This is a genomic window from Streptomyces sp. NBC_00637, assembly GCF_045161545.1.
Lineage (GTDB): Bacteria > Actinomycetota > Actinomycetes > Streptomycetales > Streptomycetaceae > Streptomyces.
Genome location: NZ_CP109046.1, coordinates 2,843,814 through 2,862,209, shown reverse-complemented (window position 1 = coordinate 2,862,209; position 18,396 = coordinate 2,843,814). Strand labels below are relative to the sequence as shown.

At 71.6% G+C, this 18,396-nt stretch carries 18 protein-coding genes and 2 tRNA genes; 9 read left to right on the top strand and 11 right to left on the bottom strand.

Annotated features, from left to right (window positions below; all coding sequences use genetic code 11):
- Positions 1-2: 2 nt before the first annotated feature.
- On the bottom strand, positions 3-545 hold the full coding sequence (locus OG440_RS12170; protein WP_406006858.1) for a PPA1309 family protein: 543 nt from the start codon (positions 543-545) through the stop codon (positions 3-5).
- Between the two features lie 164 nt (positions 546-709).
- On the opposite strand from OG440_RS12170, the gene OG440_RS12165 reads away from it, so the two are divergent.
- The 4 genes from OG440_RS12165 (at position 710) to OG440_RS12150 (ending at position 6,109) form a co-directional block, all read left to right on the top strand.
- Positions 710-3,688 (top strand): UPF0182 family protein, encoded by a 2,979-nt coding sequence (locus tag OG440_RS12165; RefSeq protein ID WP_406011329.1) that lies wholly within the window; start codon positions 710-712, stop codon positions 3,686-3,688.
- Between the two features lie 40 nt (positions 3,689-3,728).
- Positions 3,729-3,802: transfer RNA gene (locus OG440_RS12160), tRNA-Met, on the top strand.
- Positions 3,803-4,008: 206 nt separating this feature from the next.
- Positions 4,009-5,865: a tetratricopeptide repeat protein gene (locus OG440_RS12155; RefSeq protein ID WP_406006857.1), complete on the top strand. Its 1,857-nt coding sequence runs from the start codon at positions 4,009-4,011 to the stop codon at positions 5,863-5,865.
- 170 nt (positions 5,866-6,035) lie between these two features.
- Positions 6,036-6,109 (top strand) — tRNA-Met (locus OG440_RS12150).
- 70 nt (positions 6,110-6,179) lie between these two features.
- On the opposite strand, the gene OG440_RS12145 is transcribed toward OG440_RS12150, so the two are convergent.
- The 6 genes from OG440_RS12145 to hisN form a co-directional block, all read right to left on the bottom strand.
- A complete protein-coding gene (locus OG440_RS12145; protein WP_406006856.1) occupies positions 6,180-7,346 on the bottom strand; it encodes an ABC transporter substrate-binding protein in 1,167 nt (388 codons plus the stop codon).
- Positions 7,343-8,230, bottom strand: coding sequence for an ABC transporter permease (locus OG440_RS12140; protein WP_406006855.1), 888 nt, complete (start codon positions 8,228-8,230; stop codon positions 7,343-7,345). Before OG440_RS12140 ends, OG440_RS12145 begins: the two co-directional genes overlap by 4 nt.
- A complete protein-coding gene (locus tag OG440_RS12135) occupies positions 8,227-8,994 on the bottom strand; it encodes an ABC transporter ATP-binding protein (protein WP_406006854.1) in 768 nt (255 codons plus the stop codon). The genes OG440_RS12140 and OG440_RS12135 overlap by 4 nt, the downstream gene beginning before the upstream one ends.
- A gap of 69 nt (positions 8,995-9,063) precedes the next feature.
- On the bottom strand, positions 9,064-9,480 hold the full coding sequence (locus OG440_RS12130; protein WP_406006853.1) for a Fur family transcriptional regulator: 417 nt from the start codon (positions 9,478-9,480) through the stop codon (positions 9,064-9,066).
- Between the two features lie 246 nt (positions 9,481-9,726).
- Complete coding sequence (locus tag OG440_RS12125; protein ID WP_406006852.1) at positions 9,727-10,119, bottom strand: cyclic nucleotide-binding/CBS domain-containing protein; 393 nt, start codon at positions 10,117-10,119, stop codon at positions 9,727-9,729.
- A 159-nt stretch (positions 10,120-10,278) separates the two neighbouring features.
- Positions 10,279-11,079 carry a histidinol-phosphatase gene (gene hisN / locus OG440_RS12120; protein WP_406006851.1) on the bottom strand — a complete coding sequence of 267 codons (801 nt, stop codon included), beginning with the start codon at positions 11,077-11,079 and terminating at the stop codon, positions 10,279-10,281.
- A 184-nt stretch (positions 11,080-11,263) separates the two neighbouring features.
- Here hisN and OG440_RS12115 point away from each other — a divergent pair, with 184 nt between their 5' ends.
- A complete protein-coding gene (locus OG440_RS12115; RefSeq protein ID WP_406006850.1) occupies positions 11,264-11,887 on the top strand; it encodes a TetR/AcrR family transcriptional regulator in 624 nt (207 codons plus the stop codon).
- Here OG440_RS12115 and OG440_RS12110 read toward each other — a convergent pair.
- The 4 genes from OG440_RS12110 to OG440_RS12095 all read right to left on the bottom strand — a co-directional run bounded on the left by OG440_RS12110 (position 11,881) and on the right by OG440_RS12095 (position 15,548).
- Positions 11,881-12,204, bottom strand: a complete 324-nt coding sequence (locus OG440_RS12110; protein ID WP_062642293.1) for a multidrug efflux SMR transporter — start codon at positions 12,202-12,204, stop codon at positions 11,881-11,883. The genes OG440_RS12115 and OG440_RS12110 overlap by 7 nt on opposite strands.
- Before the next feature lie 137 nt (positions 12,205-12,341).
- Positions 12,342-13,352 carry a ribosome small subunit-dependent GTPase A gene (gene rsgA, locus OG440_RS12105; protein WP_406006849.1) on the bottom strand — a complete coding sequence of 337 codons (1,011 nt, stop codon included), beginning with the start codon at positions 13,350-13,352 and terminating at the stop codon, positions 12,342-12,344.
- An 11-nt stretch (positions 13,353-13,363) separates the two neighbouring features.
- Entirely contained in the window at positions 13,364-14,704 is a 1,341-nt protein-coding gene (aroA, locus tag OG440_RS12100) for a 3-phosphoshikimate 1-carboxyvinyltransferase (RefSeq protein ID WP_406006848.1), read from the bottom strand.
- A 121-nt stretch (positions 14,705-14,825) separates the two neighbouring features.
- Positions 14,826-15,548: a M50 family metallopeptidase gene (locus OG440_RS12095; protein ID WP_406006847.1), complete on the bottom strand. Its 723-nt coding sequence runs from the start codon at positions 15,546-15,548 to the stop codon at positions 14,826-14,828.
- A gap of 50 nt (positions 15,549-15,598) precedes the next feature.
- Between OG440_RS12095 and OG440_RS12090 the strand changes: the two genes are divergently transcribed.
- From OG440_RS12090 to rsrA, 4 genes are all read left to right on the top strand, one after another.
- A complete protein-coding gene (locus OG440_RS12090) occupies positions 15,599-16,414 on the top strand; it encodes an SOS response-associated peptidase (protein ID WP_406006846.1) in 816 nt (271 codons plus the stop codon).
- Position 16,415: 1 nt separating this feature from the next.
- Positions 16,416-17,045: an alpha/beta family hydrolase gene (locus tag OG440_RS12085; RefSeq protein ID WP_406006845.1), complete on the top strand. Its 630-nt coding sequence runs from the start codon at positions 16,416-16,418 to the stop codon at positions 17,043-17,045.
- Positions 17,046-17,148: 103 nt separating this feature from the next.
- Positions 17,149-18,009 carry a sigma-70 family RNA polymerase sigma factor gene (locus OG440_RS12080; protein WP_406006844.1) on the top strand — a complete coding sequence of 287 codons (861 nt, stop codon included), beginning with the start codon at positions 17,149-17,151 and terminating at the stop codon, positions 18,007-18,009.
- On the top strand, positions 18,006-18,308 hold the full coding sequence (rsrA, locus tag OG440_RS12075; RefSeq protein WP_406006843.1) for a mycothiol system anti-sigma-R factor: 303 nt from the start codon (positions 18,006-18,008) through the stop codon (positions 18,306-18,308). The genes OG440_RS12080 and rsrA overlap by 4 nt, the downstream gene beginning before the upstream one ends.
- Positions 18,309-18,396: the final 88 nt, after the last annotated feature.

Sequence of the window (18,396 nt, the reverse complement as noted above, 5' to 3'; positions counted from 1 at the left end):
GGTTACTCCGTGAACGTCGCCGACAAGGCCTCGGCGAGGCCCGGCACGAGGCCCGCGCCGGTGAGGACCTCCATCGGCGCGTCCTTCTCGCGCAGTCGGAGCGCCGAGTCGCGGGTGCCGTCACGCAGGACGCCGACCGTCATCCGGACCTCCTGGCGGTCGGGGTGCTCCGCGACCCACTTCGCGAGTTTCCTGTCGCTCAGGCCCTGCGGGACCTGAGCCTCCGCCGACGGGGGCAGCATCAGACGCTCCACGGTGAGGGCGCAGCCCACCACCGCGTCGGGCCACGCGATCGTGGCGAGGAACTCGTCGAGCGGCTTGTCCGTTGGCACTTCGTCCTGCTCGATCGGGGTGAGACCGGTGGTCTCGGACTCGTCCTGAAGGCCGAGCTGGGCGGCGAGCGACGGTTCCTGGGTTCGCAGCCGAGCGGTGTCTACGAGGGCGAAAAGGCGGGCGGGCTGGTCCCAGCCGAGGCCGGAGGCGTACTCGTCGATCTCGAGTACGGCCCGGGTGAGCGGGCTCGCCGCCATGGGAGTGTTGGACATGGTCACAATCCTGCCTCGTTCAGGGGTGGAATCGGGAACCGAGTAAACGGTGAGTAAGTTGCATAGGTGTGGGCCCGCGATCACGGGGGGCCACGAACGGTCGGCGAACACGCGGGCCTGACGGATCAACTGCGACTTTCGAGGTGCGCACCTTGGCTTTCCAGATGCCGGACCGCGGCGGAGGCCCCACGGGGCCGCGGATCAGAGTGGGCCGCCCGTCCCGGCGCGTCCGGACCCTGCTCATGACGCTGGGCGTCCTAGCCGTACTCGGCATGGCGTTCACGATGTTCGCGGGGTTCTGGACGGACTGGCTCTGGTACCGCTCGGTGAACTACTCGTCGGTCTTCACGACCACGCTGTGGACCAAGATCGGGCTGTTCTTCGTCTTCGGCCTGCTGATGGCCCTCGCGGTCGGCTTCAACATCTGGCTGGCGCACCGGCTGCGGCCGCCGCTCAGCGCGATGTCGATGGAGCAGCAGAGCCTCGACCGCTACCGCATGGGCATCGCGCCGTACAAGACGTGGCTGCTGCTGGGCATCACCGCCCTGGTGGGCCTGATCGCGGGCGCCTCGGCGGCGGGTCAGTGGCGGACCTGGCTGATGTGGGTCAACGGCGTGCCCTTCCACCAGAAGGACCCGCAGTTCCACCTCGACGTGTCCTTCTTCGCGTTCGACCTGCCCTGGTACCGGTTCCTGCTCGGCTTCGGCTTCGCCGCCACGATCCTCTCGCTGATCGCCGCCGCGCTCACCCACTACCTGTACGGCGGGCTGCGCGTCACCAGCCCGGGCGCGCGCGCCACGGCCGCGGCCACCGGCCACCTGTCGGTGCTGCTGGGCATCTTCGTCGCGCTGAAGGCGGTCGCCTACTGGCTCGACCGCTACGGCCTGGCCGTGAAGTCCAGCGACTTCAAGGCGACGGACAACTGGACGGGCCTGAGGTACGTCGACGCCAACGCGTATCTGCCGGCGAAGACGATCCTGTTCTGCATCGCCGTCATCTGCGCCCTGCTGTTCTTCGCCACCCTGTGGCGGCGCACCTGGCAGCTTCCGGTGATCGGCTTCGGCCTGATGGTGCTCTCGGCGATCCTCATCGGCGGGCTGTACCCGGCGATCGTCCAGAAGTTCCAGGTCCAGCCGAACGAGCAGGCCAAGGAAGCCCCGTACGTCGAGAAGAACCTCAAGGCGACACGTGAGGCGTACGGCATCGACGGCGCGCAGGTCACCGAGTACTCGGGGACGAGCACGACCAAGGACAAGACGACGCTGCGCGACGACGTCGACGCCACGGCGAGCATCCGCGTCCTGGACCCGAACATCGTGTCCCCGACGTACCAGCAGCTCCAGCAGATGCGGAAGTACTACGCGTTCCCGACCAATTTGGACGTGGACCGCTACAACGTGAACGGTGCCGACCAGGACACCGTCATCGGTCTGCGCGAGCTGAACCTCGCGGGCGTCGACAAGCAGAACTGGATCAACAACCACTTCCGCTACACCCACGGTTACGGCGTGGTCGCCGCCAAGGGCACGACCGCCGACGCCGAGGGCCGCCCGCTCTTCACGGAGTCCAACCTGCCCTCCGAGGGCGACCTGGGCACGTACCAGCAGCGGATCTACTACGGCGAGAAGACGACCGCGTACTCGATCGTCGGCGGTCCCCAGAAGGAGATCGACTACTCCGACGACGCCGGTGAGAAGACCACCAGCTACACCGGCAAGAGCGGGGTCAACCTCTCCAACCCGGTCAACCGGGCCGCGTACGCGGTGGCGTTCGGCGAACCGCAGATCCTGTACTCCGGCGCCATCGGCGAGGGATCGCGGATCCTGTACAACCGCACGCCCAAGGAGCGCGTCGAGGCGGTCGCCCCCTGGCTGACCATCGACGGCGACGCCTACCCGGCCGTGGTCAACCACAAGATCCAGTGGATCGTCGACGCGTACACCACGACGAACGGCTACCCGTACGCCTCCCGTACGACCCTCGGCGACACCACGGCCGACTCGCTCACCGCGACCAACGACAACCGCGCGGTGGTGGCCCAGCAGAACCAGGTCAACTACATCCGCAACTCGGTGAAGGCGACCGTCGACGCGTACACCGGCGAGGTCAAGCTGTACCAGTGGGACACCAAGGACCCGGTCCTGAAGACCTGGATGAAGGCGTTCCCCGGCACGGTGAAGTCCAAGTCGTCCATCTCGGCCGACCTGATGGCCCATCTCCGGTACCCGCAGGACCTGTTCAAGGTCCAGCGCGAGCTGCTCACCCGGTACCACGTGAAGGACGCGACGACGTTCCTCAGTGGCAGCGAGGTGTGGCAGGTGCCGGACGACCCGTCCAACAAGTCGGGTGACGCGGTGCCGCCGTACTACCTGAGCATGAAGATGCCCGACCAGAAGGCGCAGGCGTTCTCGCTGACGACGACGTTCACGCCCAACGGCCGGGACAACCTCAGCGCGTTCATGGCGGTCGACTCCGAGGCGGGCACGCCCGACTACGGCAAGATCAGAGTGCTGAAACTGCCGACCAGTACGACCGTCGACGGCCCCAAACAGGTGCAGAGCCAGTTCAACTCCGAACAGGACATCGCCGAGTCCATCAGGCTTCTGAAGGGCGGCGACTCCGACATCGAGTACGGCAACCTGCTGACGGTCCCACTCGACGGCGGTCTGCTGTACGTGGAGCCCGTCTATGTGCGCGGTGGCGGACTCAAGTACCCGCTCCTGAAGAAGGTGTTGGTGACCTACGGCGGCAACACCGCCTTCGAGGACACCCTGGACGAGGCCCTCAACAAGGTCTTCGGCGCCGAGGGCGCGACCCCGCCACCGGCGGACGAGGGCGGCACCACCCCACCGCCGACCTCCGCCAACCCGACGGTCAGGGAGGCGCTGGCCGACGCCCAGGAGGCCTTCACGGCCGGCCAGGAGGCTCTGAAGAAGCCGGACTGGGACGCGTACGCCAAGGCGCAGAAGGACCTCGAGGCCGCGCTGAAGCGGGCCGAGGACGCGCAGGCCGCGGCGGACAAGGGTGCCAAGGCGAGCAGCAGTCCGAGCCCGACCAGTTCGGCGAGTCCGAGCGGTGGCTCCGGCAGCGGCTCGGCAGGCGGCGCGAGCAGCAGTCCGAGTCCCAGTCCCAGCAGCGGCTGATCTTGCCCACCCCGCGTCGTGGTACGGTTGTGGAACACGACGCGGGGTGGAGCAGCTCGGTAGCTCGCTGGGCTCATAACCCAGAGGTCGCAGGTTCAAATCCTGTCCCCGCTACTGAAGACGAAGGCCCGGATCCTGAAAAGGATCCGGGCCTTCGTGGTGTGCGAACGCATGTGCCGGGGGGTCTGGTGGCCGCGCCGCCGTGGGGAGTTGGGCGATCCGTGTTTGACTTGTCTCTCTGTGGGCATGTCGACAAAACGCTGAAGTGACCTTACGGGCCGCGGTATACCAGGTGTACCCGGGTTGCGGGTGGTGCGACGATGGACGTTATGGGGGACAAGGCAACTCTGTTCGAGACAGGGCGGTTTGTGCAGCCTTCCGGTGAGGAAGCGACCCCGGACGAGAGCCGGGACGAGACGGCGGACGCCGTCGAGACGGGGGAGGCCGTCGAGGAGATGAGCCTGCGGCTCGCGGCGGAAGCCGGCGATGTCGAGGCCGTCAGTGTCCTCGGGGCCATGTTGCTGCGCCGCGGTGACCTCGACGGAGCCGAGCCCCACCTGCGTGCCGCCACCGCCGAGGGCGACCGGGCCGCCGCCAACAACCTGGGTGTCCTCCTCCACCAGCGCGGTTACCCCGACGAGGCCGCCGGATGGTGGCGGGTCGCCGCCGTCGCCGGATCCGCCGCCGCCGCGCACGCCCTGGGCCGCCACCGTCGCGAGTGCGGCGACGAGCCGGCCGCCGAGTACTGGCTGCGCCAGTCCGCCGAGCAGGGCCACGCGCTGGGCGCGTACGCCCTCGCCGACCTGCTGGAACACCGTGGGGACCCCGGAGCCGAGCAGTGGCTGCGGGCCGCCGCCGAGCGGGGGCACCGGGAGGCGGCGTACCGGCTGGCCCGAGCACTCGACCACCAGGAGTGCTCCCGCACGGACGGCGACGGGGACGGATGCGGCCATGACAACGGTGTCATCGTGCGGGCGGAGGCCGAGCAGTGGTACCGCCAGGCCGCCGCGCGCGGGCACCGGCGGGCCGCCCTGCACCTCGGGACGATCCTGGAGCGGCGCGGCGACCTGAAGGAGGCCGGACGCTGGTACCTGACGTCCGCCAAGGACGGCGAGGCGCGGGCCGCCTGCGCGCTCGGGTTCCTGCTGCGCGACGCCGGCGACACCGAGAACGCGGCGATCTGGTGGCTGCGGGCCGCGCAGGAGGGCGACGGCAACGCGGCGAACGCGCTGGGCGCGCTGCACGCCGAGCGGGGCCAGACGCAGACCGCCGAGCGGTGGTACCGGGCGGCGATGGACGCCGGCGACGACAACGGCGCCTACAACCTCGCCCTGCTCTGCGCCGAGCAGGGCCGCACCGTGCAGGCCGAGCAGTGGTACCGGCGCGCCGCCTACGCCGGGCACCGGGAGGCGGCCAACGCGCTCGCCATCCTGCTGCTCCAGGGCGGCGACACGGCCGGGGCCGAGCCCTGGTTCTCCAAGGCGGCGGAGGCGGGCAGCGTCGACGCCGCGTTCAACCTCGGGATCCTGTTCGCGGGGCGGGGCGAGGAGGCCGTGGCACTGCGCTGGTACGAGCGTGCGGCGGCCGCCGGGCACACCGAGGCGGCGCTCCAGGTCGGTATCGCGCGCCTGCGTGACGGGGACGAGCGGGAGGCGGAACGGCATCTGCGGTGCGCCGCCGGCGGCGGGAGCGCGGAGGCGGCGTACCGGCTGGCGGCCGTGCTGGACGCGCGGCGCCCGCAGCAGCCCGCGCACGAACTCGGGGAGATCGTCCACGAGAAGACCGAGTGCGAGGAGTGGTACGAGCGGGCCGCGACCCAGGGGCACCGCCGGGCCCAGGTCCGGGTCGGGATGCTGGCCGCCGCGCGCGGGGACGTGGTGGAGGCCGCGCGCTGGTACCGGACGGCCGCGGAGGCCGGGTCGCGCAACGGCGCCTTCAACCTCGGACTGCTGCTCGCGCGGGAGGGGAGCGAGCCCGAGGCGGCGGTGTGGTGGACGCGGGCGGCCGACGCCGGACACGGGCGGGCGGCGTTGCGGCTCGCCCTGGTCTACGCGCGTCGCGGTGAGCTGGCCGAGGGGCAGCGGTGGGCCGACCGCGCGGTGTCGCTGGGGCCGGACGAGGTGGCCGAGCGGGCGGCCCGGTTGCGGGACGCGCTGCGCGAGGAGCTGTCGGCCTGACGGCGTCCGCGCACGAGGGTGGCGCTGTCTCGCGCCCCGGCGGTGCCCCGGGCGAAGAGGGTCCCGTCCTCGGACGCCGGGCGGGGCGACCCGCTCCGACCTGCGTCGACGAGTGCCGGGCAAGGGATTTGCCTTTGTCCTTCCCCTTCACGTAACGTTGCATTCAACGGCGCGGGGTGGAGCAGCTCGGTAGCTCGCTGGGCTCATAACCCAGAGGTCGCAGGTTCAAATCCTGTCCCCGCTACTGAAGACGGAGGGCCCGGAACTCGAAAGAGTTCCGGGCCCTCCGTCGTTCTGCCGCCCGGCCGTCCGGGTCATCCGTGGCCCACGGCCTCCTCGTACAGGCGCCGGTTCACCGTTCTCGACTCGGGGAGCGGGGATGTCGACTCCGACGTGACTCCCTGGGCCTCGTAGGCGGCCTGGAGGCGGTCGGTCGTGCCCGCGCGGATCTCCCAGTCCATCCGGAGCGAGGGCGTGGACTCCAGGATCGCCTCGTCGATCTTCAGCAGCTTCGCGAGATACGTGACGAACGCGGCGTCCTTCTTGTAGTCCGAGGCGAAGTACGTGTTCACGGTACGGATGTAGGCCCGCAGCAGGGCCACCCCGGCGTCCATGTCGTCGGCGAGCAGACTCGGGCCGTACAGCAGGCCGCCCAGGGGTTCGCCCGGTGGCTGGCCGCCGAGGAAGGCGTATCCCGGCTTGCCGTCGACCTTGCGCCAGACCGGGTCGAGCAGCCAGGCCGAGTCCACACCGCCGTTCTCCAGGGCGGTGAGCACGTCGGCGGAGCCGAGCTGCTGGTACTGGATCCCGGCCAGGTCGCCGCCGTGCCGCCGCAGGGCCTGCTCCATGGGGTACGCGATCACCGAGCCCTTGCCGATCATCGTGCCCAGCCGCCGGCCGGCCATCCCGACGTCCGCCGCGCTCTCGCCGTCCTTCAGCCGTACCCACAGGCCGCTCTTCGAGCCGGGGCCGGGAGAGAAGTTCCCGGCCACCCAGCGGATGCCGAAGCCGCCCCGCACGCCGTTCATGACCGCCGCCTCGGGGGCCGCCCACAGGGCGTCGACATCGCCCTTGGCCAGCAGGGGCAGGGCGTCCGGCGTCGGCAGGACCTTGAGGGTGACGTCCAGGCCCTCCCGGGCGAACTCGCCCTTGTCGAGGGCTACCTGTAGCGGGGCCACGTACTCCGCGCTCAGCGTGCCCGTGGCGATGGTGAGCCTGCGGTGCCCGGAGAGGGGCGAAGGGGGCGGGGCGCCCGGCTGGCAGCGGGCGGGAGCGCGGCCGGCGGAGAGGTCCGCCGGGTCCGTCCAGGAGGTGGTGCCGCAGCCCTCGACCGGACGGATCGCGCGCGTCGCGCCCTGGGACCCGGCCCCCGCGTCGTCGTCGCCCGCGTACGGCGACGAGCACGCCGTCGAGGTCAGCAGGGCCGCGAGGGCCCCCGCGACCGGCAGGGCGCGGACGAACCCGCGGACTCGTCTCCTCATGACTGCCCCCGGCCCCGGTCCCGCGGCGCCCACGGGGTGAGCAGCCGTCCCACGATGCGTACCAGCTCGGAGAAGACCACTCCGAGCGCCGCCACACAGACGATCCCGACGAACATCACGTCGTTCTGGAACAGTGCGCGCGAGTCGAAGATCAGGTGGCCCAGGCCGTCCGCCGCGGCGATCTGCTCCGAGGCGACGATGACGAGGACCGCCACGCCCGCCGCGATCCGCGCGCCCACCAGGACGGCGGGCAGCGAGGCCGGGAGCAGGACGTGACGGAACATCTGCCACGGGGAGGCGCCGAAGACGCGGCCCGCGTCACGGTGGCCGGCGGGGATCGCGAGCACCGCCGACATCGTCGAGATCCACACGAAGAAGAAGACCGTCGTCGCCACCAGGGCCACCTGAGGGCCCTCGCCCAGGCCGAACATGTTCAGGAAGACCGGCAGGAGGGCCAGTTTCGGTACGACGTACAGGGCGTCCAGGAGCGGTTCCAGGGCCGCCCGGACCAGCGCGAGGGAACCCATCAGCAGGCCCAGCGCGTAGCCCGACGCCGTACCGAGCGCATAGCCGCCCAGGACACGCTTCAGCGTGGCCCACACATCGGGCCACAGCTCGCCGGCCGCCGCCCGGTCCCAGCCGTCGGCGAGGATCGTGGACGGGGCCGGGTACACGCGGTCGTCGATCCAGCCGCGGCCGGCCGCCAGTTGCCACAGCAGCACCAGCAGCAGGGGGACCGCGACCGCCAGGGACAGCTCCAGGGCCCGGCGGCGGCGGTGGGTGCGTACGGGACGCAGTTCCTCGGGGCCGGGGCGGCGGACCAGGACCGGCCCGTCCGGACCGGCGTCGGCGCCCGGGCCGGACTTCCTCAGCAGGATGCTCACGCCGGCACCGCCTCCCTCCGCAGCAGGTCCCACAACTCGCCCTTCAGGGCCGTGAACTCGGGGGTCGCGCGGATGTCCCCCGTGCGCGGGCGCGGGAAGGGCGGGCGGTGCTCGGCGATGATCCGGCCGGGGCGGGCGGACATCACCAGGACGCGGTCGCCGAGGACGATCGCCTCCTCCAGGCTGTGGGTGATGAAGAGGGTGGTCGTGCGGGTGGCCTGGGTGAGGTCGAGGAGCTCGTCCTGGAGGATCGTGCGGAGCTGGGCGTCCAGGGCCGCGAAGGGCTCGTCCATCAGCAGCACTTCGGGTTCGACGGCCAGGGCGCGGGCGAGGGCCACTCTCTGGCGCATACCGCCCGAGAGGGTCGCGGGGTAGGCGTCCGCGAAGTCCGTCAGGCCGGTGCGGGCAAGCCAGTCGTCGGCGCGGGCGTTCGCCTCGCGACGGGGGACGCGTTGGACGTCCAGGCCGAAGCGGACGTTGGCGCGGACCGTCTTCCAGTCGTAGATGCCGTAGTCCTGGAAGATCATGGCGGCGGGCCGAGGGCTCGCGGTGCGGATCTCCAGCGTGCCGGTGCTCGGGCGCAACAGGCCCGCCGCGATGCGCAGCAGCGTGGACTTGCCGCAGCCCGAGGGGCCGACGACGCAGGTGAACTCGCCGGGGGCGACGGTCAGTTCGAGGGGGCCGAGGGCAGCCACCGCGCCCGGGCCACGGCCGAAGGTTCGGGTCAGATCACGTGCGCTGAGTTTCGGATACGGAACTCCCACAGCCCCTGACGATATGACGGCCCGTCAGATTCGGGAACCCCGCGTGCGCGGAGGCGCCGGAAGGGCGGGTCACGCCGCCGCGCAGTCCGGGCAGACCCCGCGGTACGTGACCTCGACGTCCGAGACCGTGAAGCCGAAGCGCTCCGAGTCGGGGAGGTCGGCCAGCGGGTTGCCGCCCGGGTGGACGTCCTTGATCGCCCCGCACCGGGCGCACACCAGGTGGTGGTGCGGGCGGTGCGCGTTCGGGTCGTACCGCTTGGCGCGCTTGTCGGTGGCGACCTCGAGCACCTCGCCGAGCGAGACCAGCTCGCCGAGCGTGTTGTAGACGGTCGCCCGGGAGATCTCGGGCAGCCGGACGACGGCCCTGGAGTGCACCTCGTCGGCGGTCAGGTGGACATGGTCGCCGTCGAGCACCTCGGCCACGACACGCCGCTGCGCGGTCATCCGCCATCCGCGTCCGCGCAGTCGTTCCAGTAGGTCGCTCATGGATTCAGCCTAGCAGCTACAGGGACCAGGTCCCGAATAGGTGTGACTTTAGATCCTGAATGGATTTGGATGAAGTCCACGGTAGGATCGGATCCGTACGATCGGGTCTGCCGGAGCGGGTCGACAGGATTCACGGCGAGCGGCTGGAGGCCGCGGTCCAAGGCCCTGCGCGGCCGACAGCACTGGACCGCTTGTCGTGGACGAACGGGCCGGGCTCCCCTCGGGGGGTCCGGCCCGTTCGTGCGCTCAGGCCGGTACCTGCTGCCGTGCCGGTGCCCAGCAGCGGATGATGTCGCGGACCGAGACGATGCCGGCCGGTCCGTCGCGGTCGAGGACGATCAGGTGCCGGAAGCCGCCGTGGGCCATCGCCCGGGCCGCCTCCTCCAAGGTCCAGTCGGGGGCGGCGAAGACGACGTCGTCGGTGGTGTGGGCGTGGGTGCGTTCCGTGTCCGGATCCTGCCCCAGGCCCACGGAGTTGAGGATGTCCCGCTCGGTGAGGATGCCGATGCCGCCGGCGTCCGGGTCGAGGACGACGGCCGCGCCGACGTGGCGGGCGGCCATCAGGGCGGCGGCCTGTCGGAGGGTGTGTGCGGGGCCGATGGTGAGGACCACCGTGCTCATGGCGTCGCGGACGAGCATGGCTGGAGCCACCTCCTAAGAATCCACGGTTGTTCATGGATTCACAAGTTCACAAGTGGGGGGTGCTGTCAGCGTGGCAGGTAAAGCGCGGGTCAACAAGAGGGCGCGCGCAGCCAATTGAGGGCGCGCGCGCTCATCTGTGAGGGTGCGGCGGGCCTTTCAGTGGCGCTCGTTGAGGTAACCCAGCAGCTCCTCGTGGAGCAGCCCGTTCGACGCGGCCGCGTTGCCGCTGTGCGGGCCCGGGCGTCCGTCGAGGCCCGTGAAGGTACCGCCGGCCTCCGTCACGACGATCGCCGTGGCCGCCATGTCCCAGAGCGATAGCTCGGGTTCGGCACAGAGGTCGACCGAGCCCTCGGCCACCATCATGTACGGCCAGAAGTCGCCGTACGCGCGCGTGCGCCACACCTCGCGGGTCAGGTCGAGGAAGCCGTTCAGGTGCCCGCGCTCCTCCCAGCCGGTCAGCGAGGAGTACGCGAAGGAGGCGTCGGAGAGGTTCGAGACCCGGGACACGCGCAGACGGGAGGCCGAGGTCAGGCTGCGTCCGGTGAAGGCGCCGTGTCCCTTCGCGGCCCACCAGCGACGGCCCAGCGCCGGCGCGGAGACGACACCGACCACGGGCTGGTAACCCCCCTCGCCGGCCTCCGTCAGCGCGATCAGGGTGGCCCAGACGGGAACGCCCCGCACATAGTTCTTCGTGCCGTCGATCGGGTCGATCACCCAGCGGCGGGGGCCGGTGCCCTGGACGCCGTACTCCTCGCCGAGGATCGCGTCGCGTGGACGGGCCCGCTGGAGCTGACCGCGGATGAGTTCCTCGGCGGCCTTGTCGGCCTCGCTCACCGGGGTCATGTCCGGTTTGGTCTCGACCTTGAGGTCGAGGGCCTTGAAACGGTCCATGGTCACGGCGTCGGCGGCGTCCGCGAGGACGTGCGCGAATCGGAGGTCGTCGTGGTAGTCCGGCATGGGACGAACCGTATCCGCCGGAGGTGAGAACGGGCCACAGGGGACCGCGGGATGGACGGTGGAGGAGCGGTGGACGTCGCGGCGCCGTGGACGTGCGCCGTGCCGGCGATGGACCGCGGACCCTTGACAGTGCTGCCGTCCGCGTCAAACCTGGGCGCAGAGCCGCCGGCCCCAGGAGGCGATGATGTCCTCAGCGCGGGAATCCCTACTGGACGCCGCCTTCGAGGCGCTCGCGCTACGGCCGTGGGCCGCGGTGCGCATGGTGGACGTCGCCGCGGCGGCCGGGCTGTCCCGGCAGACTTTGTACAACGAGTTCGGTGGCAAGGAGGGCCTGGCCAGGGCGCTCGTGCGGCGTGAGGCCGACGGATACCTCGCCGGGGTCGAGCGGGCGCTGGCCGTGCGCGGCGATGCCCGGGAGAGGCTCACCGCCACCGCCGTGTGGACCACCTCCGTCGCCCGCGACAACCCCCTCGCACGGGCCGTCCTCACCGGCTTCTGGAGCGAGAGCCTGCCCTCGCCGACGCTCTCCGCGGTGCCGTCCTCCTGCGCCGTACCGGCCCAGCGGCGGGCGGACGGGCCGCTGCCCTCGCCCGGCGACCTGGTGGGCGCCGTCCGCGACCGGGCCGTGGCCGTGCTCGGTGGCCCCGGCGCCGTCCGGGCCGACGCCGCCGACCTCGCACGCTCCTGCGAACTCGCCGTCCGGCTCGCCCTGTCCTGCGTGTCGGCTCCCCCGGCGGGGGAGGGCGGCGTCGCGGAGCTGGTGCGAGGGGCGCTCCAGCGGCAGCCGGCCGACCGCTCGGGTCAGTGAGCCGACCCCGACAGCTGGAGCCCGATCACTCCTATGATCACCAGGCTGATCGAGACGAGCTTCAGGGTCGACACCAGGTCGCCCAGGAAGACCATGCCGTAGATCGCGGTGCCCGCCGCGCCGATGCCGGTCCACACGGCGTAGGCGGGGCCCACGTCGAGCTTCTTCAGGGAGAGGGTCAGCAGACCGAAGCTCCCGAGGGCGAAGGCGCAGAAGGCGATGGTGGGCCACAGTCGCGTGAAGCCGTGGGACAGCTTGAGGCAGACGGCGAAACCGGTCTCGAGCAACCCGGCCACGACGACCAGCAGCCACGCCATGTGCTGTCCCTCCGTCCGCCCGGCCCGGTCCGGCTCCGGCTCGGTGCGATTATGCACTTACCGGGCCCGGGTGGACGCAAACAACGCGGTGGTCAGCCGATGGATCAGCCGGTGGGTCAGGTGGGTCAGCCGGTGGGTCAGTCGCCTTCCGTGCGCTCGCGGGTGGCCAGCAGCCGGCGCAGGGAGTACAGCCGCGCCGGGTCGGCGTGGCCGTCGGCCACCCACGCGTCCAGTGCGCAGTCCTGCTCGTCGTGACTGCACGCGCGCGGGCAGCCCTCCGTTCCCGGCACCAGGTCGGGAAAGGCCAGGATCACCCTGGACGGGTCGACGTGGTGCAGGCCGAAGGACCGGACCCCCGGGGTGTCGATCACCCAGTCGCCCGTGCCCGCCAGGGGCAGGGCCAGCGCGGACGTCGTGGTGTGACGGCCGCGGCCGGTCACCGCGTTCACATCGCCGGTCACCCGTCGGCGCTCCTTCGGGACCAGCGCGTTGACCAGGGTCGTCTTCCCGACGCCCGAGTGGCCGACGAACGCCGTGACCCGCCCGGTCAGGAACTCGCGCACCCGGTCCGCCGAGTCGCCGTTCTCCAGCTCCTCGCGGCTGGTGACGACGTACGGGATGTCGAGGTGGCCGTACAGCTCCAGCAGCTTGTCCGGCGAGGCCAGGTCGGACTTCGTCATGACCAGCAGCGGAGTCAGACCGCCGTCGTAGGCCGCGACCAGACAGCGGTCGATCAGGCGCGGGCGGGGCTCGGGGTCGGCCAGGGCGGTGACCACGGCGAGCTGGTCGGCGTTGGCGACGACCACCCGCTCGAACGGGTCGTCGTCGTCCGCGGTGCGGCGGAGCACCGAGCTGCGCTTCTCGATGCGGACGATGCGGGCCAGGGTGTCCTTGTTGCCGGACAGGTCGCCGACGATCGCGACCCGGTCGCCCACCACCGCGGCCTTGCGGCCCAGTTCGCGGGCCTTCATCGCGAGGACGATCCGGTCCTCCACGAGGCAGGTCAGCCGGCCCCGGTCGACGGTGAGGACCATGCCCTCGACGGAGTCCTCGTGCTTGGGACGGATGTGCGTGCGAGGCCGGTTGCCCTTGCGGTTCGGGCGGCTGCGGATGTCGTCCTGGTCGGTGTGCTTGTCATAGCGGCGCATGGCGAAAGTCCCTATACCCCGAGCATCCCGGTCCACAGTTCCGGGAAGTCCGGCAGCGTCTTCGCCGTCGTCGCCACGTTCTCGATCTGCACGCCCTCCACGGCCAGGCCGATGATCGCGCCGGCCGTGGCCATGCGGTGGTCGTCGTAGGTGTGGAAGATCCCGCCGTGCAGCCGGCGGGGGCGGATGTGCAGACCGTCGGCGGTCTCCGTCACATCGCCGCCGAGCTCGTTGATCTCCTTGGTCAGCGCGGCCAGCCGGTCCGTCTCGTGCAGGCGCAGGTGGGACACGCCCCGCAGGGTGGACGGGGAGTCCGCGAGGGCGGCGACCGCCGCGATGCCCGGAGTCAGCTCGCCGACGTCGCCCAGGTCGACGTCGATGCCGTGGATCGAGCCCGAGCCGGTGAAGACCAGGCCGTAGTCGGCCAGTTCGCAGGAGCCGCCCATCTCGGTGAAGATCTCGCGCAGCCGGTCACCCGGCTGGGTGGTGCGGGCCGGCCAGTCCGGGATGAGCACCCGGCCGCCCGTCACCAGCGCCGCCGCCAGGAACGGCTGGGCGTTGGACAGGTCCGGCTCGATCGTCAGGTCCCGGCCCAGCAGGGCGCCGGGGGTGACCCGCCAGACGTTCGGCTCGCCGCCCGACTCCGGGGTGTCCACCTGCGCGCCGACCGCGCGCAGCATGTCGACCGTCATCCGGATGTGCGGCATGGAGGGCAGCGTGGAGCCGGTGTGGCGGACCTCGACGCCCTGGTTGAAGCGGGGGGCGGAGAGGAGCAGGGCCGACACGAACTGGGACGACGACGAGGCGTCGATCTCCACCGTCCCGCCGTCCAGCGCGCCCCCGCCGTGCACGGTCAGCGGCAGCGCGCCGCGGCCCTCGTCGTCGATCCGGGCGCCGAGCACCCGCAGCGCGTCGACGACGCCGTTCAGGGGACGCTCGTACGCGCGCGGGTCGCCGTCGAAGTGGACGGGGCCGTCGGCGAGGGCGGCGACCGGCGGCAGGAAGCGCATCACCGTGCCCGCGTTGCCGACGTCGACCGTGGCGGGTCCGCGCAGCCCCGCGGGGAGGATCCGCCAGGCCTCGCCGGTGCCGTCGGGGCTGCCGGCGCCGGAGGAGCTGGACGACACGGTCTCCTCGATGCCGACGCCCATCTCGCGCAGGGCGGCCGCCATCAGCAGGGTGTCGCGCGAGCGGAGGGGACGGCGCAGCCAGCCGGGCTCGGAGGCGAGGGAGGCGAGGACCAGGGCACGGTTGGTGACGGACTTCGACCCCGGCACGTGGACCGTCGCGGCGACGGCCTCGCTCGCGTGCGGGGCGGGCCAGAGGGCGGTGTGGGCGGGGTTCGGGGCCATGGGCTCCACTTTAGTGGTCGGCCGTCCTCCGGGTGCGGCGCCGTCGGGGCCGCGTCCGCCCCGCGAGGGAGCCGCGGAGGTCACCTCCGCCACCCTCGTGCCGCGCCGCTCCGGGGCTGTCTCACAGCCCCAGCAGCCACCTGCCCCCGCCCAGCAGGGCGCACAGGCTCACCGCGTGGAACAGGAACAGCCACAGGCCCGCCGGCACGTGCGTCAGACGGGACAGCTGGTCCGCGTCCGAGTCGCCCGCGCCCCCGCGTGAGCGCTTCGCCTGGAGTTCGAAGGCGGGCCGTACGCCGCCCAGCAGCAGGAACCACACCACCGCGTACGCGAAGGCCGCCTGCACCTGCGGTCCCGCCAGCCAGGACACCAGCAGGAAGGTGCCGCCGGTGAGGACCACCGTGAGGGCGCCGTACGCGTTGCGGATCATCACCAGCATCACGACCAGCAGCGCCGTCGCCGCCCACAGCAGCAGGGTGATGCGGCCGGCGCCGAGCAGGGCGGCGCCGCCCAGGCCGAGCAGCGGGGGAGCGGTGTAGCCGGCCGCCGCGGTGAGGATCATGCCGAGGCCGTGCGGCTTGCCCCGGCTCAGGGTCAGGCCGCTGGTGTCGGAGTGCAGCCGGATCCCGGTCAGGCGGCGGCCGGTCAGCAGCGCGACCAGGCCGTGACCACCCTCGTGGGCGATGGTGATCGCGTTGCGCGATATCCGCCACAGGGTGTGCGGCACGACGACCGCGAGGGCGGCGACCGCGGTGGCCACCACCACCCACAGGTCGGGGTCGGACTGGGTGCCGACGAGACGGTCCCACAGGTCGGGCAGCGCGAGGGCGGCGGTGCTCTCCATGTTTGCTGGTGGCTCCCTTTCGGCTCACGGAGTCTGGCAGTGTGGCACGTATGTGCGGACGGTATGCAGCGAGTCGCAGGCCCGAGGATCTCGCAGGAGTCTTTGAAGTCGAGAAGTGGGAGCCCGAGGAGGCCCTGGAGCCCGACTACAACGTGGCGCCGACCAAGGAGGTCTACGCCGTCCTCGACCGTCCGGTGAAGGACGCAGACGACAAGCGCCCGGTTCGGCAGCTGCGGAAGCTGAAGTGGGGACTCGTCCCCTCCTGGGCGAAGACCCCCGAGGGCGGCGCTCGGATGATCAACGCGCGCGCCGAGACCGTCCACGAGAAGCCCTCCTACCGCCGCGCCTTCGCCACCCGGCGCTGTGTCCTGCCCGCCGACGGCTACTACGAGTGGGTCACCGGCGGCCAGGAACGGGAACTGGAGGTCGAGGGGAAGAGGAAGCGGCCCCGCAAGCAGCCCTACTTCGTGCTCCCGGCCGACGGTTCGGTCTTCGCGATGGCCGGCCTGTACGAGTTCTGGCGGGACCGGACCCTGCCCGACGACCACCCGCGGGCGTGGTGGGTGACGTGCTCGGTGATCACGACCGAGGCGGAGACCACCCCCCTCGCCGCGGCCACCGCCGACGGTCCGCACGCCCTCGCCGACATCCACCCCCGGATGCCGCTGATGCTCACCCCGGACCGCTGGGACGCCTGGCTCGACCCGGCGCGCACGGACGTCGACGACCTCCGCTCGCTCCTCGAACCCCCGCCGGCCGGACTGATGCGCGCCTACCCGGTGTCCACGGCCGTCAGCAACGTCCGCAACAACGGCGCGGAGCTGCTGAAGGAGCTGGAGGGGCCCGAGGAGGGCACACTCTTCTGACGTGAGCACCGAAACGGTGGAGACCGAGGCGGGCACCGCCCGCATCACCTGGCACCGGGCCGGCGAGCCGCGGCTCGTCCTCGCCGTCGGCCACGGCGCCGGGGGCGGCATCGAGGCCCGGGACCTTCGGGCGCTCGCCGCCGCGCTGCCCGGACGCGGGGTGAGCGTCGCCCTCGTGGAGCAGCCCTGGCGGGTCGCCGGCAAGAAGCTCGCGCCCGCGCCGAAGACCCTCGACACCGGCTGGCGCGGGATCTGGCCCGCCGTCGTCGCGCCCGGGCTGCCGGTGATCTCGGGCGGACGGTCGGCCGGCGCCCGGGTGGCCTGCCGCACGGCCCGCGAGCTCGGTGCGCACGCCGTACTGGCCCTGGGTTTTCCGCTCCACCCGCCGGGCCGGCCGGAGAAGTCCCGCGCCGACGAGCTGCTCGGGGCGGGCGTGCCGACGCTCGTCGTCCAGGGCGGGAACGATCCCTTCGGCAGACCGGACGAGTTTCCCGAGGGCGGGTACGCCCTCGTGGAGGTGCCGTACGGCGATCACGGGTTCGCCGTGCCCAAGCGGGCCGGGGTCACCGAGGAGGAGACGATGGAGGTCGTCACGGCCGGCGTCGCCCGGTGGGCCGCGTCACTCGGGTGAGGTGACGGGTGGGGTGGGGAATGTGGAGGAGCCGGGCGCTGTTGAGGCGGACAGAAGTGCTGAACAACCGGCACCGACGTCAGTGGGAGAGGAAGTCCGCCGCATGGGTTCGACCATCTGCCCGAGCCGCAGCAGCCGCGCCGAGCTCGACTGGACGGTGCTGCACGCGGCCAGGACCGCTCCTATTGGAGCGGCGGCAGGCGCGGGTAGTCGTCTATCCTCCGATTCGAGTGGGATCGGTTTCGGTCCTACCCGCGATCATGAGGAGGTGGGTCCGGTCACCGGTACCGACGCAGGGACCGACAACGGCCAGGCGGAGCTGCCCGAGGGCCAGGGCGTGAGCCAGGAGACGGGCGCGGAATCGACCGCCGAGCGCAGCGCGCGCTTCGAGCGGGACGCGCTCGAGTTCCTCGACCAGATGTACTCCGCCGCGCTGCGCATGACGCGCAACCCGGCGGACGCCGAGGACCTGGTGCAGGAGACGTACGCGAAGGCGTACGCGTCCTTCCACCAGTTCCGTGAGGGCACCAACCTCAAGGCCTGGCTGTACCGGATCCTCACCAACACCTTCATCAACTCGTACCGCAAGAAGCAGCGTGAACCCCAGCGCAGCGCGGCCGAGGAGATCGAGGACTGGCAGCTGGCGCGCGCCGAGTCGCACATGTCCACCGGTCTGCGCTCCGCGGAGTCGCAGGCGCTGGACCACCTGCCCGACTCGGACGTGAAGGCGGCGCTTCAGGCCATCCCCGAGGAGTTCCGGATCGCCGTGTATCTCGCGGACGTAGAGGGCTTTGCGTACAAGGAGATCGCGGACATCATGGGGACACCCATCGGTACGGTGATGTCCCGGCTGCACCGGGGCCGCCGTCAACTGCGCGGCATGCTCGAGGACTACGCCCGCGAGCGCGGGCTGGTCCCGGCCGGTGCCGGAGAGTCGAACGAAGCGAAAGGTTCGGGCTCATGAGCTGCGGAGATCCGCACGAGACGGACTGCGGTGAGGTCCTCGACCACCTGTACGAGTACCTCGACAGCGAGATGCCCCCGCTGGACCGGGACAAGTTCCAGCACCACTTCGAGGAGTGCTCCCCCTGCCTGGAGAAGTACGGGCTGGAGGAGGCCGTGAAGAAGCTGGTCAAGCGGTGCTGCGGGAGTGACGACGTGCCGACCGACCTGCGCGCCAAGGTCATGGGCCGGATCGACCTGATCCGCTCGGGCCAGGCCGTCCCCGAGCACGACGTGACGGCGACGGCACACGAGACCTGAGCTGCTCGCAGAACGCGAATGCCGTCACTCGAATGTGCTAATCCGCGGGTGATACGCCCGCGGACCCACCCCCGGCCGTCCTAGGCTC

Bases quoted from the DNA above. Each gene is read 5' to 3' on its own strand.
- OG440_RS12170 (WP_406006858.1), bottom strand. From the start codon at position 545: ATGTCCAACACTCCCATGGCGGCGAGCCCGCTCACCCGGGCCGTACTC.
- OG440_RS12165 (WP_406011329.1), top strand. From the start codon at position 710: ATGCCGGACCGCGGCGGAGGCCCCACGGGGCCGCGGATCAGAGTGGGC.
- OG440_RS12155 (WP_406006857.1), top strand. From the start codon at position 4,009: ATGGACGTTATGGGGGACAAGGCAACTCTGTTCGAGACAGGGCGGTTT.
- OG440_RS12145 (WP_406006856.1), bottom strand. From the start codon at position 7,346: ATGAGGAGACGAGTCCGCGGGTTCGTCCGCGCCCTGCCGGTCGCGGGG.
- OG440_RS12130 (WP_406006853.1), bottom strand. From the start codon at position 9,480: ATGAGCGACCTACTGGAACGACTGCGCGGACGCGGATGGCGGATGACC.
- OG440_RS12125 (WP_406006852.1), bottom strand. From the start codon at position 10,119: ATGCTCGTCCGCGACGCCATGAGCACGGTGGTCCTCACCATCGGCCCC.
- hisN (WP_406006851.1), bottom strand. From the start codon at position 11,079: ATGCCGGACTACCACGACGACCTCCGATTCGCGCACGTCCTCGCGGAC.
- OG440_RS12115 (WP_406006850.1), top strand. From the start codon at position 11,264: ATGTCCTCAGCGCGGGAATCCCTACTGGACGCCGCCTTCGAGGCGCTC.
- OG440_RS12110 (WP_062642293.1), bottom strand. From the start codon at position 12,204: ATGGCGTGGCTGCTGGTCGTCGTGGCCGGGTTGCTCGAGACCGGTTTC.
- rsgA (WP_406006849.1), bottom strand. From the start codon at position 13,352: ATGCGCCGCTATGACAAGCACACCGACCAGGACGACATCCGCAGCCGC.
- aroA (WP_406006848.1), bottom strand. From the start codon at position 14,704: ATGGCCCCGAACCCCGCCCACACCGCCCTCTGGCCCGCCCCGCACGCG.
- OG440_RS12095 (WP_406006847.1), bottom strand. From the start codon at position 15,548: ATGGAGAGCACCGCCGCCCTCGCGCTGCCCGACCTGTGGGACCGTCTC.
- OG440_RS12090 (WP_406006846.1), top strand. From the start codon at position 15,599: ATGTGCGGACGGTATGCAGCGAGTCGCAGGCCCGAGGATCTCGCAGGA.
- OG440_RS12080 (WP_406006844.1), top strand. From the start codon at position 17,149: ATGGGTTCGACCATCTGCCCGAGCCGCAGCAGCCGCGCCGAGCTCGAC.
- rsrA (WP_406006843.1), top strand. From the start codon at position 18,006: ATGAGCTGCGGAGATCCGCACGAGACGGACTGCGGTGAGGTCCTCGAC.